This is a genomic window from Petropleomorpha daqingensis (assembly GCF_013408985.1).
Taxonomy (GTDB): Bacteria; Actinomycetota; Actinomycetes; order Mycobacteriales; family Geodermatophilaceae; genus Petropleomorpha; species Petropleomorpha daqingensis.
In genome coordinates this window covers 4,885,843-4,906,530 of record NZ_JACBZT010000001.1, presented here as the reverse complement: position 1 = coordinate 4,906,530, position 20,688 = coordinate 4,885,843, and the positions used below count along the sequence as shown (strand labels likewise).

The window sequence follows — 20,688 nt, the reverse complement described above, 5'->3', positions numbered from 1 at the left end:
GATGCGCCGCACGCCGCTGATCGACGGCTGGCAGACCCGCCGGCACGCCAGCTTCTTCCTCGAGATGATCGGCGCCGCCCAGCCGTGGCAACCGGTCACGTTGCCGCACGACGCCACGCTGGCCGAGCCGCGCTCGGCGTCCTCGACGTCGCTGTCGGGCTACCACCCCGGTGGTGTGCACGAGTACCGGACGACGCTTCCCGCGCCGGCCGAGTGGCGGGACCGGGTCGTCGCCTTGGAGTTCGAGGGCGTCTACCGCTCGGCCCAGGTCTACGTGAACCAGCAGCTGGCCGGGCAGTGGGCCACCGGCTACACGCAGTTCACCGTCCCGCTCGACACGTTCCTCCGCTACGGCGAGGACAACGAGGTGCGGGTGGTCTGCCGGTCGCACGTCGATTCGCGCTGGTACGCCGGGGCAGGCATCCACCGGCCGGTGCACCTCGTCGTCGGCCCGCCGGTGCACCTGGCGCTGGACGGCGTCGTCGTCACCACCGAGCAGGTGGACGGTGACCTCGCCCTGGTGCTGGTGACGACGACCGTCGAGAACGCGAGCCGGGGGCTGGCGCAGCGGCAGCTGGTCACCGAGCTGCGCGACGCCGACGGCCGGGTCGTGGGGACGGCGAGCTCGCCGGTGACCGTGCTGCCCGGCGAGCCGGCGGTCGTCCGGCAGCGGATCGTCGTCCGCGACCCTGCGTTGTGGAGCGTCGACTCCCCGGCGCTCCACACCGCCGACGTCGTCCTCACCGACGGAGACGAGACGACCGACGGGGACACGGTGACCTTCGGGATCCGCACCCTCTCGGTCGACCCCGAGCGAGGCCTGCGGATCAACGGCGAGCCGGTGGTGCTGCGTGGCGCCTGCCTCCACGCCGACAACGGCGTGCTCGGCGCGGTCTCGATCGCGCGGGCCGAGGAGCGGCGGGTCGAGCGGCTCAAGGCGGCCGGGTTCAACGCGTTGCGGATGGCGCACCACCCGATGAGCACGGCGCTGCTCGACGCGTGCGACCGGCTCGGCGTGCTGGTCATGGACGAGCTCTCCGACATCTGGACCGAGGGCAAGACCGACTTCGACGCCGCGCTGGACTTCCCGATCTGGTGGGAGCGCGACGTCGAGGCGATGGTCCGCAAGGACCGCAACCACCCCAGCGTGATCCTCTATTCGATCGGCAACGAGATCCCCGAGCTGGCGCGGCCGCACGGGGCAGTGTGGTCGCGCCGGCTGGCGGAGAAGGTGCGCTCGCTCGACGGCACCCGGTTCGTGACCAACGGCGTCAACGCGATGCTCGCCGTGCTCGACGAGGCCCGGGCCGAGGAGGAGCGGGCCGGCATCAACACGATGCTCGCCGACATGGGCGCCTTCATGGACGAGCTGGCCGGGTCGCGGCTGGTCGCCGAGCGGACGGCGGAGTCCTTCGACGTCCTCGACGTCGCCGGCATGAACTACATGGAGGCCCGCTACGAGATCGACCGCGAGCTGTTCCCGCGGCGGGTGATCGTCGGCTCGGAGACCTTCCCGGGTCGGATCGACCTGCTCTGGCGGCTCGTGCAGGACCACCCGCACGTGATCGGCGACTTCATCTGGACCGGCTGGGACTACCTCGGTGAGGCCGGCGTCGGCCGGGTCGCCTTCGCCGATGAGCCGACGGCGGGGCAGTTCGGCGCGCCCTTTCCGTGGCTGCTGGCCCACGTCGGCGATCTCGACATCACCGGGCACCGGCGGCCGGCGTCGTACTACCGGGAGATCGTCTTCGGTCTGCGCTCGGACCCGTACGTCGCGGTGCAGCGGCCGGAGCGGCACGGGCGCGAGCTGGCCACGACGCCGTGGGCGTGGTCGGACTCGGTCGGCAGCTGGAGCTTCGCCGGTGCGGAGGGCCGGCCGGTGACCGTCGAGGTGTACAGCGACGCCGACGAGGTGGAGCTGCTGCTCGACGGGCGCTCGCTGGGGGTGGCACCGGTCGGGGAGAGAAACCGCTTCCGCGCCGAGTTCGAGGTGACGTACCAGCCCGGCGAGCTGACCGCGGTTGCGCGGACCGGCGGGGAGGAGACCGGCCGCTTCTCGCTGCGCTCGGCGGCCGGCGACATGCGGCTGACCGCCGTCCCCGACCGATCCGCAGTCCGTGCGGACGGCACCGACCTGATCTACGTCGACCTGACGCTGGCCGACGCCGACGGCACCGTGTTCCTCGGCCTCGACCGGCCGGTGACCGTCACCGTCGAGGGTCCCGGCGCGCTCGCCGGGTTCGGCAGCGCCGTGCCGGCCACCGAGGAGTCCTTCCTCGACGACGTGCACACCACCTTCGACGGCCGGGTGCTCGCCGTCGTCCGCCCCACCGGGTCGGGGGCCGTGACGGTGACCGCGACGGCCGAGGATTGCCGGCCCGTGTCGGTCAGCGTCGACGTCGGGTGACCTCTCAGGCCATGCGGTAGGAACGCTCCCATGGCGAGTGCGTACGACGAGTCGGTGTCCGCTGTCCGCTCCGGCACGGAGCCCGAGGTGGCCGCCGCCGAGCTGTACGCGCAGCTCACCGACGACGAACGGCTGGACCTGCTCGACGGCGACGACGACTTCTGGCCCGGCATGCGGGAGATGTTCGAGGAGGGCTACAACCTCCGCCCGATCGTCCACGGCGCCGTGCCGCGGCTCGGCATCCCGGGCCTGCGCTTCAGCGACGGGCCGCGCGGGGTCGTCATGGGCCGCTCGACGGCGTTCCCCGTCTCGATGGCCCGGGGCGCGACCTGGGACGTCGAGCTCGAGGAGCGCATCGGACAGGTGATCGGCGCCGAGGCCCGGGCGCAGGGCGCGAACTTCTTCGGCGGCGTGTGCATCAACCTGCCCCGCCACCCCGCGTGGGGCCGGGCGCAGGAGACCTACGGCGAGGACCCGGTCCTGCTCGGCGAGATGGGGGCGGCGCTGACCCGGGGCACCCAGCGCCACATCATGGCCTGCGCCAAGCACTACGCGCTCAACTCGATGGAGAACGCCCGCTTCACCGTCGACGTCACCTGCGACGACGCCACGCTGCACGAGGTGTTCCTGCCGCACTTCCGCCGGGTCGTCGAGGAGGGCGCGTCGGCGATCATGAGCGCCTACAACTCGGTCAACGGCGAGTGGTGCGGCCAGAACGAGCCGCTGCTCACCGGCGTGCTGCGCGAGGAGTGGGGCTTCCGCGGCGTCGTCGTCTCCGACTTCATCTGGGGCCTGCGCGACCCGGTGCTCTCGCTGCGCGCCGGGCTCGACGTGGAGGAGCCGTTCCGCCAGCAGCGGGGCGCCGTCCTGCCGCAGGCGCTCGCCGAGGGCCGGGCGAGCTGGGCCGACGTCGAGCGCGCCGGGATCCGCATCCTCGCCACCCAGCTGCGGCAGGAGGCCTCCCTCGACGGACCGGCCCCCTCGACCGACGTCGTCGCCTCGGCCGAGCACCGGGCGCTGGCACGGGAGGCGGCGGCCCTGTCCATGGTGCTGCTCCGCAACGAGCCGGTCGACGGCACGCCGGTGCTGCCGCTGCCGGGCACGGTGCGGTCCCTCGCGGTGATCGGCCGGCTGGCCGACGAGCCGGGCACCGGCGACCACGGCTCCTCCGACGTGCGCGCCCCGGAGGTGGTCACCGCGCTGGCCGGGCTGCGGGCCGCGCTGCCCGAGGTGGAGATCCGGTACAGCGGCGACGACGACCCGCAGGCCGCTGCGGCCGCCGCGGCCGGCTGCGACGCGGCCGTCGTGATCGCCGGGTTCACCGCCGAGGACGAGGGCGAGTACGTCGACCCGGTCGCGTTCGCCGCCCCCGCGCTGCGCGCGCTGTACCCGCCGCCGCCCGACCCGGCGCTCGCCGAGCGGCTGTTCGGCGAGGACGCCGCGGTGCCCGCCGGCCAGGCGGTCGGCGGCGACCGGGGCCGGCTGACCCTGCGGCCGGTGGACGAGGAGATCATCCGCGCGGTGGCGGCCGCGAACCCGCGCACGGTGGTCGCCGTCCGGGCGGCCGGCGCGGTGCTGATGGAGGGCTGGCGGACGTCGGTGCCCGCCGTGCTGATGTCCTGGTACTCCGGCATGGAGGGCGGGCACGCACTGGCCGACGTCCTGCTCGGCCGGGTGGACGCGACGGGGCGGCTGCCGTTCTCCGTCCCCACCGACGAGGCGCACCTGCCGGCCTTCGACCGGGACGCCACCGCGATCACCTACGACCGCTGGTTCGGCCAGCGGCTGCTCGACCGCCTCGGCGTGCCGGCCGCCTACCCCCTCGGTTTCGGGCTGTCGTACACCGCGTTCGCGCTCGACGGCTGCGCCGCGTCGCCGACGGGCCCGGAGTCCCTCGAGGTCCGGACGACGGTGCGCAACGGCGGGGACCGGGACGGCCGGCACGTCGTCCAGGTCTACGGCGTGCGCCTCGACGGCGACCGCGCGGGTGAGCGGGTGCTGCTCGGCTTCGCACCGGTCCGGGTGCCGGCGGGGGGCTCGGCCGACGTGACGGTGCACGCGTCGCTGCGCCCGCTGGGACGGTGGGACGCCGGTGCGCGGCAGCTGCGCGTCCCGAGCGGACCGCTGCGGGTCGAGGTGGCCGCCTGGTCCGGCGACCCCGAGCGGCAGGAGACCGAGCTGGACCTGCCGTGAGCCTCCCGCGCTGGGCGATCGTCGGCACCGGCGGCATCAGCCGGACGGTCGTCGGCGACCTGCACCTCGCCGAGAACGTCGAGCTGGTCGCGGTCGCCTCGCGGACGGCGGAGGCGGCCGAGCAGTTCGCCACCGCGCACGAGGTCCCGCGCTGGCACGGCTCCTACGAGGCGCTGTTCGCCGACGAGGACGTCGACGTCGTCTACATCGGGACGCCGATCGGCACGCACCTCGAGGTCGCCAGCGCCGCGCTGCTGGCGGGCAAGCACGTGCTGCTGGAGAAGGCGTTCGCCACCACCGCCGACGAGGCGCGCGAGCTCGCCGCGCTGGCCGCCGAGCGGGGCCGCTTCCTCATGGAGGCGATGTGGATGCGGTTCAACCCGACGATCCGCCGGCTGCTCGACGAGGTCCGCGGCGGCGCGATCGGCGAGGTGCGCACCGTCCAGGCGAGCTTCGGCTTCCCGCCGCCCCCCGACGCGATCCACTGGCGCCGGGACCTCGGCGGGGGCGCGCTGCTCGACATGGGCGTCTACCCGCTGACCTTCGCCCAGCTCCTGCTCGGCGAGCCGTCGTCGATCGAGGCGACCGGGGAGCTGCGCGAGGACGGCCTGGACCTCACCGCGTCGGTGCACCTGCGCTACGGCGACGGCCGGTTCGCCTCGCTGCTCACGTCGTTGCGCGGGTTCATCAGCCCGGCGGGGAGCGTGGGCGGCACCGACGGGCTGATCTCCGTCGGCCCGCTCTTCCTCGCCGCGGAGTCGTTCACCGTCGTTCGGCCGCCGTCCGGCGAGCCGCGCACGGTCGCCGAGTCGAGAGAGGGCCGCGGGTACGTGCCGATGTTCCGGGCGGTCGGTCAGGCGGTCGCCGACGGGCTGCTCGAGCACCCCGACCGCCCGCTGCGCGACACCATCGCCGTCCTGGAGGTCGTCGACGAGGTCCGCCGGCAGCTCTCGTCGAGCTAACCGGTGACGGCGTGCTCGGCCTTCTCGCGCGCCGTCTTCCCGGCCTTGCGCACGCGCCGGTGCCCCCGTTTCACCGCGCGCTCGGTCTTGTGCTTCATGCGCCAGAACTTCCACGCCCCGACGACGAGCAGCACCACCGCCCCCACCGGGAGCAGCACGGGGGAGAGGACGAGGCCGAGCAGCAGCAGAACCACCGCCAGGACGACGCCGACGGTCCCCACGAGGGAACGAACAGCGTTCATCGCCCGAGCATGCGCCGGGACCGCCGGGTCCGCCGGACGGCTCAGCGCCCGAGCAGCCGCCGGTGGATCCCGGCATCGGGGCTGAGCGCGAGCAGCCCGTCGGTGAGGGCGTCGGCCGCGGCGTGCGCGGCGTCGTCGGTCACCGGGTCGAGCACGTCGAGGATGAACACGGCGCTGGTGGTGCCGGTGGTCAGGCGGGTGCGCACGCCCTGGCGCCAGTTCCAGCGGCGGCAGGTGACGCCGACGTCGTCCCGCCAGACGACCTCGCCCGGCTCGGGGTGCTCGACGACGGGCTCGCCGCTCGCGGTGGTGTCGAACGGTTCGCCGCCGTCGGCGCGGACCAGCCGTGGCGGGCCGGCGTAGGCGGCGCGGTCCTCGCCGCCCAGCGGCAGCAGGTGGGCGATCGAGATCGCGTTGTAGACGTCGGTGATCCGGTCGATGCGCGGCAGCCCCTCGGGGTCGAGACGGCGGAGCAGCGCCTCGACGCTGGGGCGGGTGCGCTGCGGCTTGGCCCCGAACGCCCGGTACGCCTCCCGCCAGGCGCCGAGGTGCGGCAGCTGCTCGGGCGGCTGCCCGTCCAGGTGCGCGCGGGCGGTCGCCTCGGCGTCGGCCAGGATGCGCTCGCTGGTCTCGTCGCTGGGGCCGCCGTGCAGGCCGTCGGCGGTGACGAGCAGCGCCCGGTAGTCCGGTCGCAGCGCGAACACGGCGGCGTCGACGGTGGCGGCGGCCAGCCACTCCTGCGGATCGGTCACCCGGAGATCATCCCCACGCCGTGGCCGACGCGATTCCCGGCAGACTGGTCGGCATGAAGCTGGGTCTGACCTTGGGGTACTGGGGCGCGCGGCAGCCGGAGGGCCAGCCGGAGCTGGTCGCCCTCGCCGAACAGCTCGGCTTCGACTCCGTGTGGACCGCCGAGGCCTACGGGTCGGACGCGCTGACCCCGCTGGCCTGGCTGGGCAGCCGGACCTCCCGGCTGCGGCTCGGGACGTCGGTGGTGCAGATGTCGGCGCGCACGCCGGCCGCCACCGCGATGGCCGCGATGACGATGGACCACCTGACCGGCGGCCGGTTCGTCCTGGGCATCGGCGCCTCCGGGCCCCAGGTCGTCGAGGGCTGGTACGGCCAGCCCTATCCGAAGCCGCTGGCCCGGACCCGCGAGTACGTGACGATCCTCCGGCAGGCCTTCGCCCGCGAGGTCGTCGCCTTCGACGGGGAGCACTACCGGCTGCCCTTCCCGGGTGGCACCGGCCTGGGCAAGCCCCTGCGGTCGACGATCCACCCGGTCCGCCCCGACATCCCGATCCTGCTCGCCGCGGAGGGCCCGAAGAACGTGGCCCTGGCCGCGGAGATCGCCGACGGCTGGATCCCGCTCTTCTACTCGCCGACCGACGACGAGCACTACCGCGCGGCGCTGCAGGAGGGGTTCGCCCGGGACGGCGCGCGGCGCTCCGCGGAGGACTTCGAGGTCGCCTGCATGGTCCCCGTCGTGATCGGGGACGACGCCGACACCGCGGCCGACCAGGTGCGTCCGATGCTCGCCCTGTACATCGGGGGCATGGGCGCGCGCGGGGTCAACTTCCACTACGAGGTGTTCGCCCGGATGGGCTTCGAGGCCGAGTGCGCCGGGATCCAGGACCTCTACCTGGACGGCCGCCGCGACGAGGCGGCCGCGGCCGTGCCGCTCGCCATGGTGGAGAAGATCGCCCTGGTCGGGCCGCGGGAGAAGATCGCCGACGACCTGGCCGCCTGGAAGGGCTCGCTGCTCACCACGATGATGATCGGCGGGGACGCGAACACGCTGCGTCTGATGGCCGAGCTCGTCGCGTGAACGCCCGGGCATGGTCCGACGGCGCCTGGACGACGCCGCCGTCCGCGGTCGACCAGGACGGCGCGGATCTGCTGGTCACGGCCGTCGAGGGCAGCGACGCCTGGCGGCACACCGCCTACGGCTTCGTCCACGACGACGCGCACGCGCTGCTCGCGCCGCTGGACGATCCGGGCGCCGTCGAGGTCACCTTCGACGCCGGCTACGACCAGCAGTTCGACCAGGCCGGGCTGATGATCCGCGCGGACGGCGAGACGTGGGTCAAGACCGGGGTCGAGTTCTCCGACGGCGTGCCGCAGCTCGGCGCCGTCGTCACCCTGGGGCGGTCGGACTGGTCGGTCGCCCCGGTGCCGGAGTGGGCCGGCCGGCGGGTCACGGTGCGGGCGAGCCGGTCCGGTGACGCGGTGACCGTCCGGGCGCGGGTGGACGACGAGCCGTTCCGCCTGGTGCGGGTCTGCCCGTTCCCGGCCGAGGTCGCGGCGAGCGCCGGGCCCTACTGCTGCGCGCCGACCCGTGCCGGGCTCGTCGTCCGCTTCCGCCGCTGGGCGACCGGCCCGGCCGACACCGCCCTCCACTGACTCACAGCCGGCGCACAAGCCCGACCACGTTCCTGAGCAGGTAGGTCACCGAGGGTGGCGGCATGAGCCTCTCCGCCCCGGTCCGACCGCCGACCGCCGCGCCCGCGGCCGACGACCGCCCGGGGGAGGAGCGCCCCGCCTGGGCGCGGCCGGCGCTGGTCGCCCTGCTGCTCGGCACCGCCGCTCTCTACCTCTGGGGACTGTCGGCCAACGGCTACGCCAACGAGTTCTACGCGGCCGCCGCGCAGGCGGGCTCGCAGAGCTGGAAGGCGTGGTTCTTCGGCTCCCTGGACGCCGGCAACGCGATCACCGTCGACAAGACGCCCGCCTCGCTGTGGGTGATGGGCCTGTCGATCCGGTTGTTCGGGCTGTCGAGCTGGGCGCTGCTGGTGCCGCAGGCGCTGATGGGTGTCGGCACGGTGGCGCTCGTCGTCGCCGCGGTGCGGCGGACCGTCCGCCGTCCCGGCCCGGCGCTGCTGGCCGGCCTGGTCATGGCGCTGACGCCGGTCGCCGTCGTCATGTTCCGGTTCGACAACCCCGACGCGCTGCTCACCCTGCTGCTGACCGCGGCGGCGTACGCGGTGGTGCGGGCGCTGGAGGGTCGGCGCGCGCTGCGCTGGCTGGTGCTCGCCGGGGCGCTGGTCGGCTTCGCGTTCCTGGCCAAGATGCTGCAGGCGTTCCTCGTGCTGCCCGGCTTCGCGGTGGCCTACCTGCTCGTCGCGCACGGCCGGATCGGCCGCCGGCTGCTGCACCTTCTCGCGGCCGGGGCGGCGATGGTGGTCGCCGGCGGCTGGTGGGTGGCGATCGTGCAGCTGTGGCCGGCGTCCTCGCGGCCCTACATCGGGGGCTCCACGAACAACTCGGTGCTCGAGCTGGCGTTGGGCTACAACGGCCTGTCGCGGCTGACCGGCAGCGAGAACGGTCCGCAGTCGGGAACCCCGGGGCTGTGGCGGCTGTTCGGCTCGGAGCTCGGCGGGCAGATCGCCTGGCTGCTCCCGGCCGCCCTGATCGCGCTGGTCGCCGGGCTCGTGCTCACCGCGCGGGCGCCGCGCACCGACCCGGTCCGCGCCGGGCTGGCGGTGTGGGGCGGCTGGCTGGTCGTCACCGCGCTGACGTTCAGCCTGATGGCCGGCATCTTCCACGCCTACTACACCGTCGCGCTCGCCCCGGCCGTCGCCGCGCTGGTCGGCATCGGCGTCGGGCTGGTCTGGCCGCGCCGGGACACCCTGTCCGGCTCGGTGCTGCTCGCCTCGGCGACGCTGCTGACGACGGCGGTCTCGTTCGCGCTGCTCAGCTCCACGCCCGCGTTCCTGCCGGCGCTGCGGTGGGTCGTGGTCGTCGGCGGCCTCGTCGCCACGGTGGGGCTGACGGTGGCCGGAGCGGCCGGTCCGGCGGTGCAGCGGGCGACGGCCGCGCTCGCGATCGTCGTCGCGCTCGCCGGGCCGGCCGCGTACTCGGTCGAGAGCGTGACGACGGCGCAGAACGGCTCGATGCCGACCGCGGGCCCGGCCGTCGCCGGTTTCGGTGCCCGCGGGGGCGGGTTCGCCGGTGGCGCGCCGTCAGCCGCGGGGACGACGTCGACCGGCGACCTCGAGGCGCTGCTCGAGGAGAACGCCGCCGACTACACGTGGGTCGCGGCGACGACGGGTTCGCAGAGCGCCGCCGGCTACCAGCTGGCCACCGGCGATCCGGTGATGGCGATCGGCGGGTTCAACGGCGGCGACGACAGCCCGACGCTGGCGCAGTTCCAGCGGTACGTGGCCGAGGGGAGGATCCACTACTACCTCGCCGGCGGCGGCATGGGCGGGGGTGGCCGGGACGGGGGCCAGGGCAGCGCCGCTCAGATCGCCGAGTGGGTCGCGGCGCACTACACCGCCTCCACCGTCGGCGGGGTGACGGTCTACGACCTGACCTCCTGACCTCACCTCCGGCGCCGTGACCTCCGCCGCCGCCGGCGCACCGCCCCGACCACCACGGCAGCGAGCAGCACCACGCCGGTGACCCAGCCGGCGGCCTCGGCGCCGGTGTTCCCGACCACCGCCGACCAGAGCTCGTAGCCCGCGGCGTATCCGCCCAGGACGACGAGGAGGGCCGGGACCGCCAGCGCGAACACGAACACACCGTCCTTCCGCGGCGCTCGCCGGGCCGGATGCGCCGATTGCGCCCTTTTCGCATCGCGAAAAGGGCGCAATCGGCGGAACCGGGGGTGGTGCTACGCGGGGACGGGTGCCTCGCGCGGGTCGTCGTCCCGGTCCTCGTCGGTCAGGACGACGGGCCGGTCGAGCAGCGCCTCGGCGTCGGCCCGGGCCGCGGTGAGCCGGGCCAGCTCCTCCTCGGACTCCACGGCCTCGCCGCGGGCGACCATGCCGGCGACCTCGGCGAGCGGGATCTCCTTGAGGAACAGCGCCAGCACCAGCGCGACCGCGAGGATCGGCACGAGGTACCAGAACACCGGCGCGAGGGAGTTGGCGTAGGCGTCGACGATCGCCGTCCTCAGCGGGTCGCCGGCCGCCTTGACCGCCGCCGGGGTGAGGCTGTCCGGCGAGGTGATGCCGGCCGCCACCGCCTGCTGCCCGTGCGTGCTCACCGCGGTGAACAGGTTCTCGGCCAGCCGGCTGGTGAACAGCGTCCCGAAGATCGCGACGCCGAGGGTGGCGCCGACCTCGCGGAAGTAGTTGTTCGTCGACGTCGCCGTCCCGATCTGCTCGGCCGGCACCGCGTTCTGCGCGGCCAGGACGACGTTCTGCATGATCAGGCCGAGCCCGGCGCCGAGCACGAAGAACATCGCGCCGACCGTCCACAGCGAGGTACCGCCGGACAGCGAGGTCATCCAGACCAGCGCCGCGAGGATCACCGCGACACCGGCGACGGTGAAGATCTTGTAGCGACCGGTCCGCTGGATGAACCCGGCCGAGCTCTGGATCGTCGAGATGATGCCGGCCGTCATCGGCAGCATGAGCAGCCCGGAGGTGGTGGCCGACAGGCCCGAGCTCATCTGCAGGTAGGTCGGCATGAACGCGATCGCCGAGAACATGCCGAGCCCGACGGCCAGGCCGAGCGACGTGGCGACGACGAAGGTCGGGTTGCGGAACAGGCTCAGCGGGACGATCGGCTCGACCGCCTTGCGCTCGACGAGCACGAACGCGATCACCGAGACGACGAACGCCGCGGCCATCCACAGCGTCCTCGCCGCGCCCCAGCCGTCGCTGCCACCGAAGTCGGTGAACAGGATCAGCGAGGTCGTGGTCGCCGACAGCGTGACGATGCCGGCGTAGTCCAGCGGCGTGGTGCTGCGCTTGCGGGGCAGGGTGAGGGTGAACCAGCCGATGACGAACGCGGCGAGGCCGACCGGCACGTTGACCCAGAAGCACCACTGCCAGCCCAGCGACGAGTCGGTGAAGAAGCCGCCGACCAGCGGCCCGACGACGGCGGACAGGCCGAACAGGGCACCGATCGGCGCCATGTACTTGGCCCGCTCCCGGGCCGGGACGACGTCGGCGATGATCGCCTGCGACAGGATCATCAGCCCGCCGCCGCCGAGACCCTGCACGCCGCGGGACACGACGAACCAGGTGAAGTTCGGCGACAGCGCGGCCCCGATGCTGGCGAGGGTGAACAGGCCGATCGCGATCAGGAACAGGTTGCGGCGGCCCCACAGGTCGCCGAACTTGCCGTAGACCGGCATGACCAGGGTGGTCGCGAGCAGGTAGGCGGTGGTCACCCACGCCATGTGCGAGACGCCGCCGAGGTCACCGACGATCGTCGGCATCGAGGTCGAGACGATCGTCTGGTCGAGGCTGGCCATGAGCATCCCGGCGAGCAACGCCGAGAAGATGAGCTTGACCCGGCGCGGGGTCAGGACGATCAGCGGGGCAGAGGGATCTGCGGGCGGGGCCTGCACGAGTTCTCCATCGGTCGTACGTCGGTGCCGCGGGTGCGCGGCACCGGGGGACGGCAGAAGTCGCGACTTCTGCCGGAGGTTCAGCGGGGCGGGGCGGGCAGGCCCCTGGTCAGCACGTCCCAGGCCTCGTCGACGAGGTCGGGCAGCGACGCGGTGAAGTCGCCGGCCAGCCAGCGGTGCAGCGCGCTGCGCATCGCCGCGGCGGCGACGCCGGCGAGCAGCAGCGGGTAGAGGTCGTGCGCCGTCCCGCCGGTGCGCTCGGCGATCGCGGCTGCCATGGCCTGCTCGGCCTGCCCGAACGAGGCGGCCAGTCGCGCCAGCAGCGCCGGGTGCGCGTCGATCACCCGCAGCCGCAGCGGCCACAGCTCGGTCTCCTCGGCCATCTGCTCGGCCTGGGCCCGGGCCACCGCGCGCATCGCCTGCACCGGCGTCTCGCCTACCGGTCGGGCACGCAGCGACCCGGCCATCGCGTCGGTGGTCGCCGGGTCGAGGCCGAGGACGGCGTCGTCCTTGGTCGGGAAGTAGTTGAAGAACGTGCGGGGGGAGACGTCGGCGCGCTCGGCGATGTCGTCGACGGAGACGTGCTCCAGCCCGCGCTCGGCCACGAGCCGCAGGGCGGCCTCGTGCAGCGCGAGCCGGGTGGCGAGCTTCTTGCGCTCGCGCAGTCCTGACGTCACCGGACCATGATCGCACAAAGTTGCAGTCTCTGCAAGTTTGCAGAGACTGCACGGCGTGTCGCCGCCACTCCAGGGGAGCAGAGCGGTACGGCGGCGCCGCCATCCCCGATGCTGGACCGGTGATCGTTCCTGCCCGCGGCCTGCTGTTCGACGCCGACGGCGTCCTCGTCGACTCCGACGAGAGCATCGAGCGGGCCTGGGTCCGCTGGGCGCACCGCTGGGACCACGACCCGGCGGCGGTGCTGGCCGGCATCCACGGCCGGCGGTCCGACGACACGGTGGCGCTGCTGGTCGACCACGCCGACCGCGCCCGGGCGCTGGCCGACATCGACCGCTACGAGCTCGAGGACGTCGCCGCGGTGACCGCCTGCCCCGGCGCGGCCGAGCTGCTGGCCGCGCTGCCCGCGGGGGCCTGGGCCGTCGTCACCTCGGGCAAGCGCGGCCTCGCCTCGGCCCGGCTGACCGCCGCCGGCCTGCCGCTGCCCTCGGTGCTCGTCCCGGCCGACGAGGTGCCGCGCGGCAAGCCCGACCCGGCCGGCTACCTCGCGGGCGCGGCGGGGCTCGGGCTACCCGCCGCGGACTGTGTCGTCCTGGAGGACAGCCTGGCCGGCATCGCCGCGGGAACCGCCGCCGGCGCCGCCGTCATCGGGGTGAGCGAGCGCGCCCTGGACAGCCACGTGCCGGTCGTCGTCCGCGATCTGCGCGGGCTCACCTGGGACGGCGCCGCGCTGCACATCCCGGCCGAGGTCCTGCTCCGGGGCTGACTCCTTGCCACCGGGCGACGGCCCCGAGGACACTCGCCTACCGCTCGGTCCGCGGATCTCCCGGAAGGGGCGCTGCCATGGCGTCGGTCTCCGATTTCAAGGTCCTGGTCGACTGGTGCACCACGGTCGAGAACCCCTTCCACGGTCTGCGCCGGACCGTCGCCGTGGAGATCCTCGAGCGCGGCGGCGGCGGGACGGCGGACATCGCCACCTCGGTCGGCACCCTCGAGTTCTCGACCCGCCCGCACGGCTTCGTGGCGCTGTCGGGGGAGGTCGTCCACCAGAGCGCGACCTCCGGGAACCCGCGGGCGACCTTCGACCTCGCCATGCGCGAGGACGGCGCGCACGTCGGGTTCGTGGGCGCCCGGATCCCGGCGGAGTTCAAGGAGGACGTGCCGATCTCCGACGTCGTCGGCCAGGAGATCGGCACGCCGCTGTTCCTCCTGTTCAGCCCACCGGCGCGGGACCACTACGAGGTGCGGCTCTGGCCGACGTTCACGCCGGTGACGCCCCTGCTCTAGTGACCCAGCGGCGGACCGAGGGTCTCCTCCTCGTCGGGCACGACCTCGTTGACCATGTGCTCGATCTCCGCGGTCGGTAGCGCGACGGCCATCGCCCAGTAGTAGATGACCAGGCTGAAGACGGCGACGGTGGCGATGTCCCACCACAGCGGGATGGCCGGCTTCGCCATCGGCCCGTACGGGCTCAGGTAGGTGATCAGGCCGAGCCCGACCAGGTACACCGGCAACCACACCGCGGCCCGCCACTGCATCACCGGGTTGTGCGTGTTCAGGTGGAAGACCCGGGTCAGGCCGAGGATCACGTAGCCCAGCAGGATCGCGACGCCCAGCTTCCAGTCGGTGTCCCAGCCCGACCACAGGATGATCAGCCCCGAGACGATGAACGCCAGAGGCGAGAGGACCTCCGCCGCGGGCAGCCGGTAGGGGCGGTCGGCGTTCGGCAGCCGTCGCCGGAAGACGCCCAGGGCCAGCGGCGCGCCCGCGTACATCAGCACGCTGGCGCTCGTGATCAGCCCCACCAGCGACTGCCAGCTCGGGAACGGCAGGAAGCAGATGCAGCCCACGACGAACGAGGTGATCACACCGATCCACGGGACGGCGCGGTCGTTGAGCCGCTCGTACCAGTTGGGGAAGTAGCCGTTGCGCGACAGTCCGAAGGAGACCCGCGAGGTCGCCGCCGTGTAGATCAGGCCCGTGCCGGCCGGCGAGATGAGCGCGTCGATGTAGAGGATCGTCGCGAGCCAGCCGAGGCCGACAAGCGCCGCCAGCTGCGCCCAGGGCCCGGTGAAGGCCGTGTAGAAGGCGCTGCTCGCCGTCGACGCCCAGGTCGGGCCGATCGCGCTGCCGGGCAGCGCCATCAGGAACACCACCTGCAGCGCGATGTAGATGACCAGCCCGATCACCACCGAGCCGATGACGGCGAAGGGGATGTCCCGCTTGGGGTTCTTGCTCTCCCCGGCCAGCTGGTCGGCCTGCTCGAAGCCGAGGTAGGCGAAGATGATCCCGCTGGTCGCGACCGCGGCGAGGATGCCCTTCGCGCCGTCGGGGGAGAACCCGTCGGCGGCGGTGAAGTTTCCGGGGTGCAGGCCGCCGGCGATCGCGACGGCGAAGATCGTCAGCAGCGGGACGCCGACCTTCCACCACGTGGCGGTGCTGTTCGTGGCCGCGAGCGCGCGCACGCCGAGGAAGTTGACCGACGAGATGATCGCCATGAGGACGATCGCCACGATCAGCCCGCTGGTGGTCAGCGTCTGGTCCTTGTTCAGCCAGCCCTGCGCGAACGAGTAGTGCGTCGCGTAGTTGATCACCGCAGACACCTCGATGGGCGCCACGGTCGCCGCCTGCAGGAAGGAGAACCAGCCGAACGACGCACCGGCCGCTCCGCCGAAGGCGTAGTGGGGGAACCGCGCCGACCCGCCGGACACCGGGTACATCCCGCCGAGCTCGGCGTGCACCAGCGCGAGGAAGAGGATCGCCACCCCGCCGATGACCCAGGAGATGACCGCCGCGGGGCCCGCGGTGACCAGCCCCTTCTGGGCGCCGAAGAGCCATCCGGAGCCGATGATCGAGCCGGTCGAGGCCCACAGCAGGCCGATCAGGCCGATCTCCCGTTTGAGCGAGACGGGACGACGGACCGGCCGATCCTCACCGGTGACGGTGGCCATGGCGACCTCCAGAGACGACGGCTGCCCCCCGATTCCGCCGAGAGTGTGCGTCCGCCGCGGCCCGCGGGACCCGCCTCCGATGGAACTGGCAGCCCACTCACAGCTCACTGCCAGGTGCCTTGTCAGCGGCGCAGCGAGCCGTGCGAGAGTGCGACCGTGACGACGCGTGCGCTGGTGCTGGGAGGCGGCGGGATCGCCGGGATCGCCTGGGAGATCGGCCTGCTCGCGGGCCTGGCCGAGGAAGGCGTCGACGTCCGCGATGCCGACCTGGTGGTCGGGACGTCGGCCGGCTCGATCGTGGGCACGCTGCTGCGGACCGGCTCCGACCTCGCCGAGCTGTACGAGCGCCAGCTCGGGCCGGTGCCGCCGACCGAGAAGCGGACGGACTTCGACGCGACGGCGATGATGACGGCCATCGGCACGGCGCTGGCCGGGGTGAGCGACCAGCAGGAGGCCCGCGCCCGGGTCGGCGCCCTCGCACTGCGGGCGTCGACCGTGCCCGAGGAGGAGCGGCGGACGACGATCCGCGCCCGCATCGGCGAGCCGGCGTGGCCGGACCGCCGCCTCGTGGTGACCGCGGTGGACGCGCACGACGGCGCGTTCGCCGCCTTCGACGCCGACTCCGGCGTGCCCCTGCTGGACGCGGTCGCCGCGAGCTGCGCCGTCCCGCTGGTCTACCCGCCGATCACGATCGGCGAGCGCCGCTTCATCGACGGCGGCATGCGGTCGATCACCAACGCCGACCTGGCGGCGGGGTACGAGAAGGTGCTGATCGTCGCGCCGTTCCCCGGCACCCCGGGCAGCCCGCTCGGCCCGAGCCACGACGACGAGGTCGCGGGCCTGCGCGAGAAGGCGGAGGTGCGCGTCGTCCTCGCCGACGAGGTCGCCCTGCGGGCCTTCGGGACGAACCCGCTGGACCCGGCCACGCGCAAGCCGTCGGCGCTGGCCGGCCGGGCGCAGGTGCCGGCCGTGGTGGAGCACCTGCGCGCCTTCTGGCGCTGACCTCGACGTGCCGCGCCCCGGCACCCCGTGAGTTGAGGGAGTAAGGCAGGCTTCCGGCGTGATCCACGTCTCTCCCGACGATCTCGACGGCCTGACCCTGGAGGAGAAGGCGGCGCTGCTGTCCGGCCGCGACTTCTGGTCGACCAAGCCGGTGGACGGCCTGCCCGCGGTGGTGCTCACCGACGGCCCCCACGGCGTGCGGCGGCAGGCCGGCGACTTCGACGCCCTCGGGATCTTCGAGAACCTGCCGGCGACCTGCTTCCCGCCGGCGGTGGCGGTCGGGTCGAGCTGGGACCCGTCGGTCGCCGAGCGGATCGGGACGGCGATCGCCGTCGAGGCCCGCGCGCTCGGGGTGCACGTCGTCCTCGGGCCGGGGGTGAACATCAAGCGGTCACCGCTGTGCGGCCGCAACTTCGAGTACTACGCGGAGGACCCGCTGCTGGCCGGCGTGCTCGGCGCGGCGCACGTCCGCGGCCAGGAGGGCGGCGGCGTCGGCGCCTCGGTCAAGCACTTCGCCGCCAACAACCAGGAGACCGAGCGCATGCAGGTCTCCGCGGACGTCGACGAGCGGACGCTGCGCGAGATCTACCTCCCGGCGTTCGAGCGGGTGGTCACCGAGGCGCGGCCGGCCACGGTGATGTGCGCCTACAACAAGCTCAACGGCGTCTACGCCTCGCAGCACCGCTGGCTGCTCACCGACGTGCTGCGCACCGAGTGGGGCTTCGGCGGTGTCGTCGTCTCCGACTGGGGCGCGGTCGACGACCGGGTGGCCGCGGTCGCCGCCGGCCTGGACCTGCAGATGCCGGGCAACCACGGGGCCTCCGACCGGCAGGTGGTCGACGCGGTGCGCTCCGGCGAGCTGGACGAGTCGTTCGTCGACGTCAGCGCCGGCCGCGTCGCCGCGCTGACCCGCTACGTGACCGAGCCGACCGACGGCTTCGACGCCGAGGCGCACTCCGCGCTGGCCCGTGAGCTGGCCGCCGAGTGCGCGGTGCTGCTCAAGAACGACGGCGGCGTGCTGCCGCTGGCGCCGGGAGACCGGATCGCCGTGGTGGGGGAATTCGCCCGCACGCCGCGGTTCCAGGGCGGCGGCAGCTCCAACGTCAACGCCACGAGCGTGACCTCCGCGCTGGACGCCCTGCCGGACGACGTCGTCTTCGCCCCCGGTTTCACCCTCGACGGCTCCGGCGACGCCGCCGCGCTGCGCGAGGAGGCGGTGCGCGCGGCGTCGGGCGCGGACGTGGCGGTGGTGTTCGCCGGGCTGAGCGACCGCGAGGAGTCCGAGGGCTTCGACCGGACGACGCTCGACCTCCCGGCGGTGCAGGTGGAGCTGATCCGCGCGGTCGCCGCGGCGGCTGCGCGCACCGTCGTCGTCCTCTCCCACGGCGGCGTCGTGTCGCTGGAGCGCTGGCACGACGACGTCGACGCGATCCTCGACGGGTTCCTGCTCGGCCAGGCCGGCGGCGCCGCGCTGGCCGACCTGCTGCTCGGTGTCGCCAACCCGTCGGGTCACCTGGCCGAGACGATCCCGCTGCGGCTCGAGGACAACCCCAGCTACCTGAACTTCCCCGGCGAGCAGGGGCACGTCCGCTACGGCGAGGGCGTGATGGTCGGCTACCGGCACTACGCCACCGCCGGGGTGCCGGTCCGCTACCCGTTCGGGCACGGCCTGTCGTACACGACGTTCACCACGTCGGACCTCGCCGTCGAGGTGACCGGGGACGACGCCGCGCGGGTCACGCAGACCGTCACCAACACCGGCGAGCGGGCCGGCAAGCACGTCGTCCAGGTGTACGTGGCCACCGAGGCCGGGCCGGTGCGCCGTCCGGCCCGGGAGCTGCGCGCATTCACCAAGGTGGCGCTGGAGCCGGGGGAGTCGCAACCGGTCACCCTCGACCTCGACCGCCGGGCGTTCGCCTACTGGGACGTCCGCGAGGGCGGCTGGGTCGTGGCGGCCGGCACCTACACCGTGCAGATCGGCGCGGACTCGCTGGACGTGGTCGCCGAGGCGGCCGTCGTCCTAGCCGGCGACGGCGTCGTCCCGGAGCTGACCATGCAGTCGTCGGTGGTCGAGTGGTTCGGCCACCCGGTCGTCGGCGCGGAGTGCGTGCAGCTGTTCCTGGCCGGCATGCCGGCCGACCTCCGCGACGCCGACGCCGACGAGCAGGCCGGGATGCTGCAGATGATCGGCTCGATGCCGATGCACCGGTTCGTCACCGACTTCGGGGCGAGCATCCCGCCCGAGGAGCTCGAGCGGCTGGCCAAGGAGACCCGCGCGGCCCGCGGCTGATCAGACGCGCAGCGGCTCGGGCTCAGGCGTCGTCCGGATCCGCAGGACGGCGCGGCGACCGACCAGCGCCACCGACGGGATGCTCAGCACCACGCAGGCGACCATCGTCGGCCGGAGATCGAGCGCCTCGCCGACCAGCCCGCCGACCGCGGCGCCGAGCGGGATGGTGCCGAAGCCGATCAACCGGACCGCGGCGTTGACCCGCCCGAGGACGGCGGCCGGGGTCGGCGGGCTGTTCGTGGCGGTCAGCGCGAGCGGTCTGACCCTCTCGGGCGCCAGCGCGTGGGTCAGCCCGGTGTTCAACGGCGCCGCGCTGCTCATCGCCGTCGGGCTGTCGCACTACCTCGGCCGCAGCCGCGGCGCCCGCACCGGCTGACCCGAAGGGTCCCCGACCCCCGTGATCATGAAGTTCGGGGAGGGACACCCCGTCGACGGACGGCGTGTCCCTCCCCGAACTTCATGATCACCGCGGAAGGCGGTGGCGGTCAGGTCAGCCAGCGGCCGGGGTCGGTGAGGACGTCGGCCAGCGCGCGGAGCGCCGCCCCGGTGGCGCCCGCGGCGGGCCCGTTGCCGGCCGGTTCGATCGTCGGGCGCCGCCAGCGGGCCGACAGCACGCGGCGGGCGAGGTGCTCCTCGACCCGCGGGCCGAGCAGGTCGGCCAGCTCGCCGAGCGAACCGCCAAGCACGACGGCCGGGATGTCCAGCACGTTGACGACGCCGGCCAGCGCGACCCCGAGCGCCCACGCGGCGGTGTCGACGGCGGCGCCCGCTGCGGCGTCGCCGTCCGCCTCCCGGGCGGCCAGCTCGCGCGGACCGGCGTCCAGCGGCAACCCGGCCGCGGTGAGCAGCGCGTGCCGGCCGGCGTACTGCTCGAGGCAGCCGGTCGACCCGCAGGGGCAGGCCGGGCCGTGGGGGTCGACGCAGACGTGGCCCATCTCCCCGGCCCAGCCGTCGCTGCCGGCCATCACCCGCCCGCCGAGCACGGCTGCCCCGCCGACCCCGATCTGCCCGGACAGGTAGACGAAGTCGCGGTGCGGACCGGGCCGGCCGGGCGCCACCTCCGCGACGGTGCGGGCGGCGAGGTCGGCCTCGTTGCCCAGGACGGGGTCCAGCCCGGGCAGGAGATCGGCCGGCCGCACGTCGGACCAGCCGAGGTTGGGCGCGCGCAGGAGGAGGTCGCCGTCGACGATGCCGGGCAGCGCCAGGCCCGTGCCGACGAGCCGCAGCGTGCTCGGCAGGCCGAGGTCGGCCACCAGCGCGCCCAGCCGGACCAGCGTCGCCGCCGGGTCGCTGTCGCGGAAGTCGCCGTCCTCGACCTTCTCGGCGACGATCCGCCCCCGCAGGTCGAGCACCCGCGCAGCGAGCAGACCCGCGTCGACCTGGAGGCCCAGTGCGGCGAACCCGGAGCCGGGCAGCAGGGGGGTGGCCGGGCGGCCGCGGCGGGGCGGGGCGAGCCGCTCGCCCTGGTCCAGCAGGCCGCCGGCGACCAGCTCGTCGACCAACCGGGAGGCGGTCGCCCGGCTCATCCCCAGCGCCGAGGCGACGTCGGCCCGGGAGATCGGCGCGGCGGCCGCGCAGACCGTGCGCAGCACGAGGCCGAGGTTGCTCGCGCGCAGCGTCGACTGGCGCGCCCCGGCCGGTTCCACCTCTTGAGGCTAGCTG

18 protein-coding genes are annotated in these 20,688 nt (G+C 74.1%); 10 read left to right on the top strand and 8 right to left on the bottom strand.

Annotated features, from left to right (window positions below; translation table 11 throughout):
- Nucleotide 1 precedes the first annotated feature (1 nt).
- The 3 genes from GGQ55_RS24175 to GGQ55_RS24165 are packed head-to-tail and all read left to right on the top strand — an operon-like array spanning nucleotide 2 to nucleotide 5,562.
- The gene (locus GGQ55_RS24175; RefSeq protein ID WP_179721196.1) at nucleotides 2–2,407 is read left to right on the top strand and encodes a glycoside hydrolase family 2 TIM barrel-domain containing protein; all 2,406 of its coding nucleotides are present in this window, start codon (nucleotides 2–4) and stop codon (nucleotides 2,405–2,407) included.
- Between the two features lie 30 nt (nucleotides 2,408–2,437).
- Nucleotides 2,438–4,600 carry a beta-glucosidase gene (locus tag GGQ55_RS24170; RefSeq protein WP_179721194.1) on the top strand — a complete coding sequence of 721 codons (2,163 nt, stop codon included), beginning with the start codon at nucleotides 2,438–2,440 and terminating at the stop codon, nucleotides 4,598–4,600.
- Nucleotides 4,597–5,562, top strand: a complete 966-nt coding sequence (locus tag GGQ55_RS24165) for a Gfo/Idh/MocA family protein (RefSeq protein WP_179721192.1) — start codon at nucleotides 4,597–4,599, stop codon at nucleotides 5,560–5,562. Before GGQ55_RS24170 ends, GGQ55_RS24165 begins: the two co-directional genes overlap by 4 nt.
- Here the strand turns inward: GGQ55_RS24165 and GGQ55_RS24160 are convergent.
- Nucleotides 5,559–5,804, bottom strand: a complete 246-nt coding sequence (locus GGQ55_RS24160) for a hypothetical protein (protein ID WP_179721190.1) — start codon at nucleotides 5,802–5,804, stop codon at nucleotides 5,559–5,561. The genes GGQ55_RS24165 and GGQ55_RS24160 overlap by 4 nt on opposite strands.
- 41 nt (nucleotides 5,805–5,845) lie before the next feature.
- Entirely contained in the window at nucleotides 5,846–6,556 is a 711-nt protein-coding gene (locus GGQ55_RS24155) for a B3/B4 domain-containing protein (RefSeq protein WP_179721188.1), read from the bottom strand.
- 53 nt (nucleotides 6,557–6,609) lie between these two features.
- Between GGQ55_RS24155 and GGQ55_RS24150 the strand changes: the two genes are divergently transcribed.
- The 3 genes from GGQ55_RS24150 (at nucleotide 6,610) to GGQ55_RS24140 (ending at nucleotide 10,126) form a co-directional block, all read left to right on the top strand.
- The gene (locus tag GGQ55_RS24150; RefSeq protein ID WP_179721186.1) at nucleotides 6,610–7,632 is read left to right on the top strand and encodes an LLM class F420-dependent oxidoreductase; all 1,023 of its coding nucleotides are present in this window, start codon (nucleotides 6,610–6,612) and stop codon (nucleotides 7,630–7,632) included.
- Nucleotides 7,629–8,207: a DUF1349 domain-containing protein gene (locus tag GGQ55_RS24145; RefSeq protein WP_179721184.1), complete on the top strand. Its 579-nt coding sequence runs from the start codon at nucleotides 7,629–7,631 to the stop codon at nucleotides 8,205–8,207. The genes GGQ55_RS24150 and GGQ55_RS24145 overlap by 4 nt, the downstream gene beginning before the upstream one ends.
- 62 nt (nucleotides 8,208–8,269) lie before the next feature.
- Nucleotides 8,270–10,126 carry an ArnT family glycosyltransferase gene (locus tag GGQ55_RS24140; RefSeq protein ID WP_179721182.1) on the top strand — a complete coding sequence of 619 codons (1,857 nt, stop codon included), beginning with the start codon at nucleotides 8,270–8,272 and terminating at the stop codon, nucleotides 10,124–10,126.
- 2 nt (nucleotides 10,127–10,128) lie between these two features.
- Here GGQ55_RS24140 and GGQ55_RS24135 read toward each other — a convergent pair whose 3' ends face one another.
- The 3 genes from GGQ55_RS24135 to GGQ55_RS24125 all read right to left on the bottom strand — a co-directional run bounded on the left by GGQ55_RS24135 (nucleotide 10,129) and on the right by GGQ55_RS24125 (nucleotide 12,785).
- Complete coding sequence (locus GGQ55_RS24135) at nucleotides 10,129–10,320, bottom strand: hypothetical protein (protein WP_366490150.1); 192 nt, start codon at nucleotides 10,318–10,320, stop codon at nucleotides 10,129–10,131.
- A gap of 99 nt (nucleotides 10,321–10,419) precedes the next feature.
- Nucleotides 10,420–12,108, bottom strand: a complete 1,689-nt coding sequence (locus GGQ55_RS24130; RefSeq protein WP_179721178.1) for an MDR family MFS transporter — start codon at nucleotides 12,106–12,108, stop codon at nucleotides 10,420–10,422.
- A gap of 80 nt (nucleotides 12,109–12,188) precedes the next feature.
- A complete protein-coding gene (locus GGQ55_RS24125; RefSeq protein ID WP_179721176.1) occupies nucleotides 12,189–12,785 on the bottom strand; it encodes an acyl-CoA-like ligand-binding transcription factor in 597 nt (198 codons plus the stop codon).
- Between the two features lie 119 nt (nucleotides 12,786–12,904).
- Here GGQ55_RS24125 and GGQ55_RS24120 point away from each other — a divergent pair, with 119 nt between their 5' ends.
- Together GGQ55_RS24120 and GGQ55_RS24115 are read left to right on the top strand one after the other, a co-directional pair.
- On the top strand, nucleotides 12,905–13,549 hold the full coding sequence (locus tag GGQ55_RS24120) for an HAD-IA family hydrolase (protein ID WP_218859425.1): 645 nt from the start codon (nucleotides 12,905–12,907) through the stop codon (nucleotides 13,547–13,549).
- A 77-nt stretch (nucleotides 13,550–13,626) separates the two neighbouring features.
- Nucleotides 13,627–14,070: a hypothetical protein gene (locus GGQ55_RS24115; protein ID WP_179721174.1), complete on the top strand. Its 444-nt coding sequence runs from the start codon at nucleotides 13,627–13,629 to the stop codon at nucleotides 14,068–14,070.
- On the opposite strand, the gene GGQ55_RS24110 is transcribed toward GGQ55_RS24115, so the two are convergent.
- A complete protein-coding gene (locus GGQ55_RS24110) occupies nucleotides 14,067–15,734 on the bottom strand; it encodes an APC family permease (RefSeq protein ID WP_179721172.1) in 1,668 nt (555 codons plus the stop codon). The two genes, GGQ55_RS24115 and GGQ55_RS24110, sit on opposite strands and share 4 nt — an antisense overlap.
- Nucleotides 15,735–15,890: 156 nt before the next feature.
- On the opposite strand from GGQ55_RS24110, the gene GGQ55_RS24105 reads away from it, so the two are divergent.
- Nucleotides 15,891–16,736, top strand: coding sequence for a patatin-like phospholipase family protein (locus tag GGQ55_RS24105; RefSeq protein ID WP_179721169.1), 846 nt, complete (start codon nucleotides 15,891–15,893; stop codon nucleotides 16,734–16,736).
- A 58-nt stretch (nucleotides 16,737–16,794) separates the two neighbouring features.
- The gene (locus GGQ55_RS24100; RefSeq protein ID WP_366490146.1) at nucleotides 16,795–19,026 is read left to right on the top strand and encodes a glycoside hydrolase family 3 C-terminal domain-containing protein; all 2,232 of its coding nucleotides are present in this window, start codon (nucleotides 16,795–16,797) and stop codon (nucleotides 19,024–19,026) included.
- Here GGQ55_RS24100 and GGQ55_RS24095 read toward each other — a convergent pair whose 3' ends face one another.
- Both GGQ55_RS24095 and GGQ55_RS24090 read right to left on the bottom strand, forming a co-directional pair.
- A complete protein-coding gene (locus tag GGQ55_RS24095; RefSeq protein WP_179721168.1) occupies nucleotides 19,027–19,347 on the bottom strand; it encodes a hypothetical protein in 321 nt (106 codons plus the stop codon). It abuts the gene before it with no gap.
- A gap of 164 nt (nucleotides 19,348–19,511) precedes the next feature.
- A complete protein-coding gene (locus GGQ55_RS24090) occupies nucleotides 19,512–20,672 on the bottom strand; it encodes an ROK family protein (RefSeq protein ID WP_179721166.1) in 1,161 nt (386 codons plus the stop codon).
- Between the last annotated feature and the right edge of the window lie 16 nt (nucleotides 20,673–20,688).

Excerpts from the sequence above, each read along its gene's own strand:
- GGQ55_RS24175 (WP_179721196.1), top strand. The coding sequence starts at position 2 with ATGCGCCGCACGCCGCTGATCGACGGCTGGCAGACCCGCCGGCACGCC.
- GGQ55_RS24170 (WP_179721194.1), top strand. The coding sequence starts at position 2,438 with ATGGCGAGTGCGTACGACGAGTCGGTGTCCGCTGTCCGCTCCGGCACG.
- GGQ55_RS24160 (WP_179721190.1), bottom strand. The coding sequence starts at position 5,804 with ATGAACGCTGTTCGTTCCCTCGTGGGGACCGTCGGCGTCGTCCTGGCG.
- GGQ55_RS24150 (WP_179721186.1), top strand. The coding sequence starts at position 6,610 with ATGAAGCTGGGTCTGACCTTGGGGTACTGGGGCGCGCGGCAGCCGGAG.
- GGQ55_RS24140 (WP_179721182.1), top strand. The coding sequence starts at position 8,270 with ATGAGCCTCTCCGCCCCGGTCCGACCGCCGACCGCCGCGCCCGCGGCC.
- GGQ55_RS24115 (WP_179721174.1), top strand. The coding sequence starts at position 13,627 with ATGGCGTCGGTCTCCGATTTCAAGGTCCTGGTCGACTGGTGCACCACG.
- GGQ55_RS24110 (WP_179721172.1), bottom strand. The coding sequence starts at position 15,734 with ATGGCCACCGTCACCGGTGAGGATCGGCCGGTCCGTCGTCCCGTCTCG.
- GGQ55_RS24095 (WP_179721168.1), bottom strand. The coding sequence starts at position 19,347 with ATGAGCAGCGCGGCGCCGTTGAACACCGGGCTGACCCACGCGCTGGCG.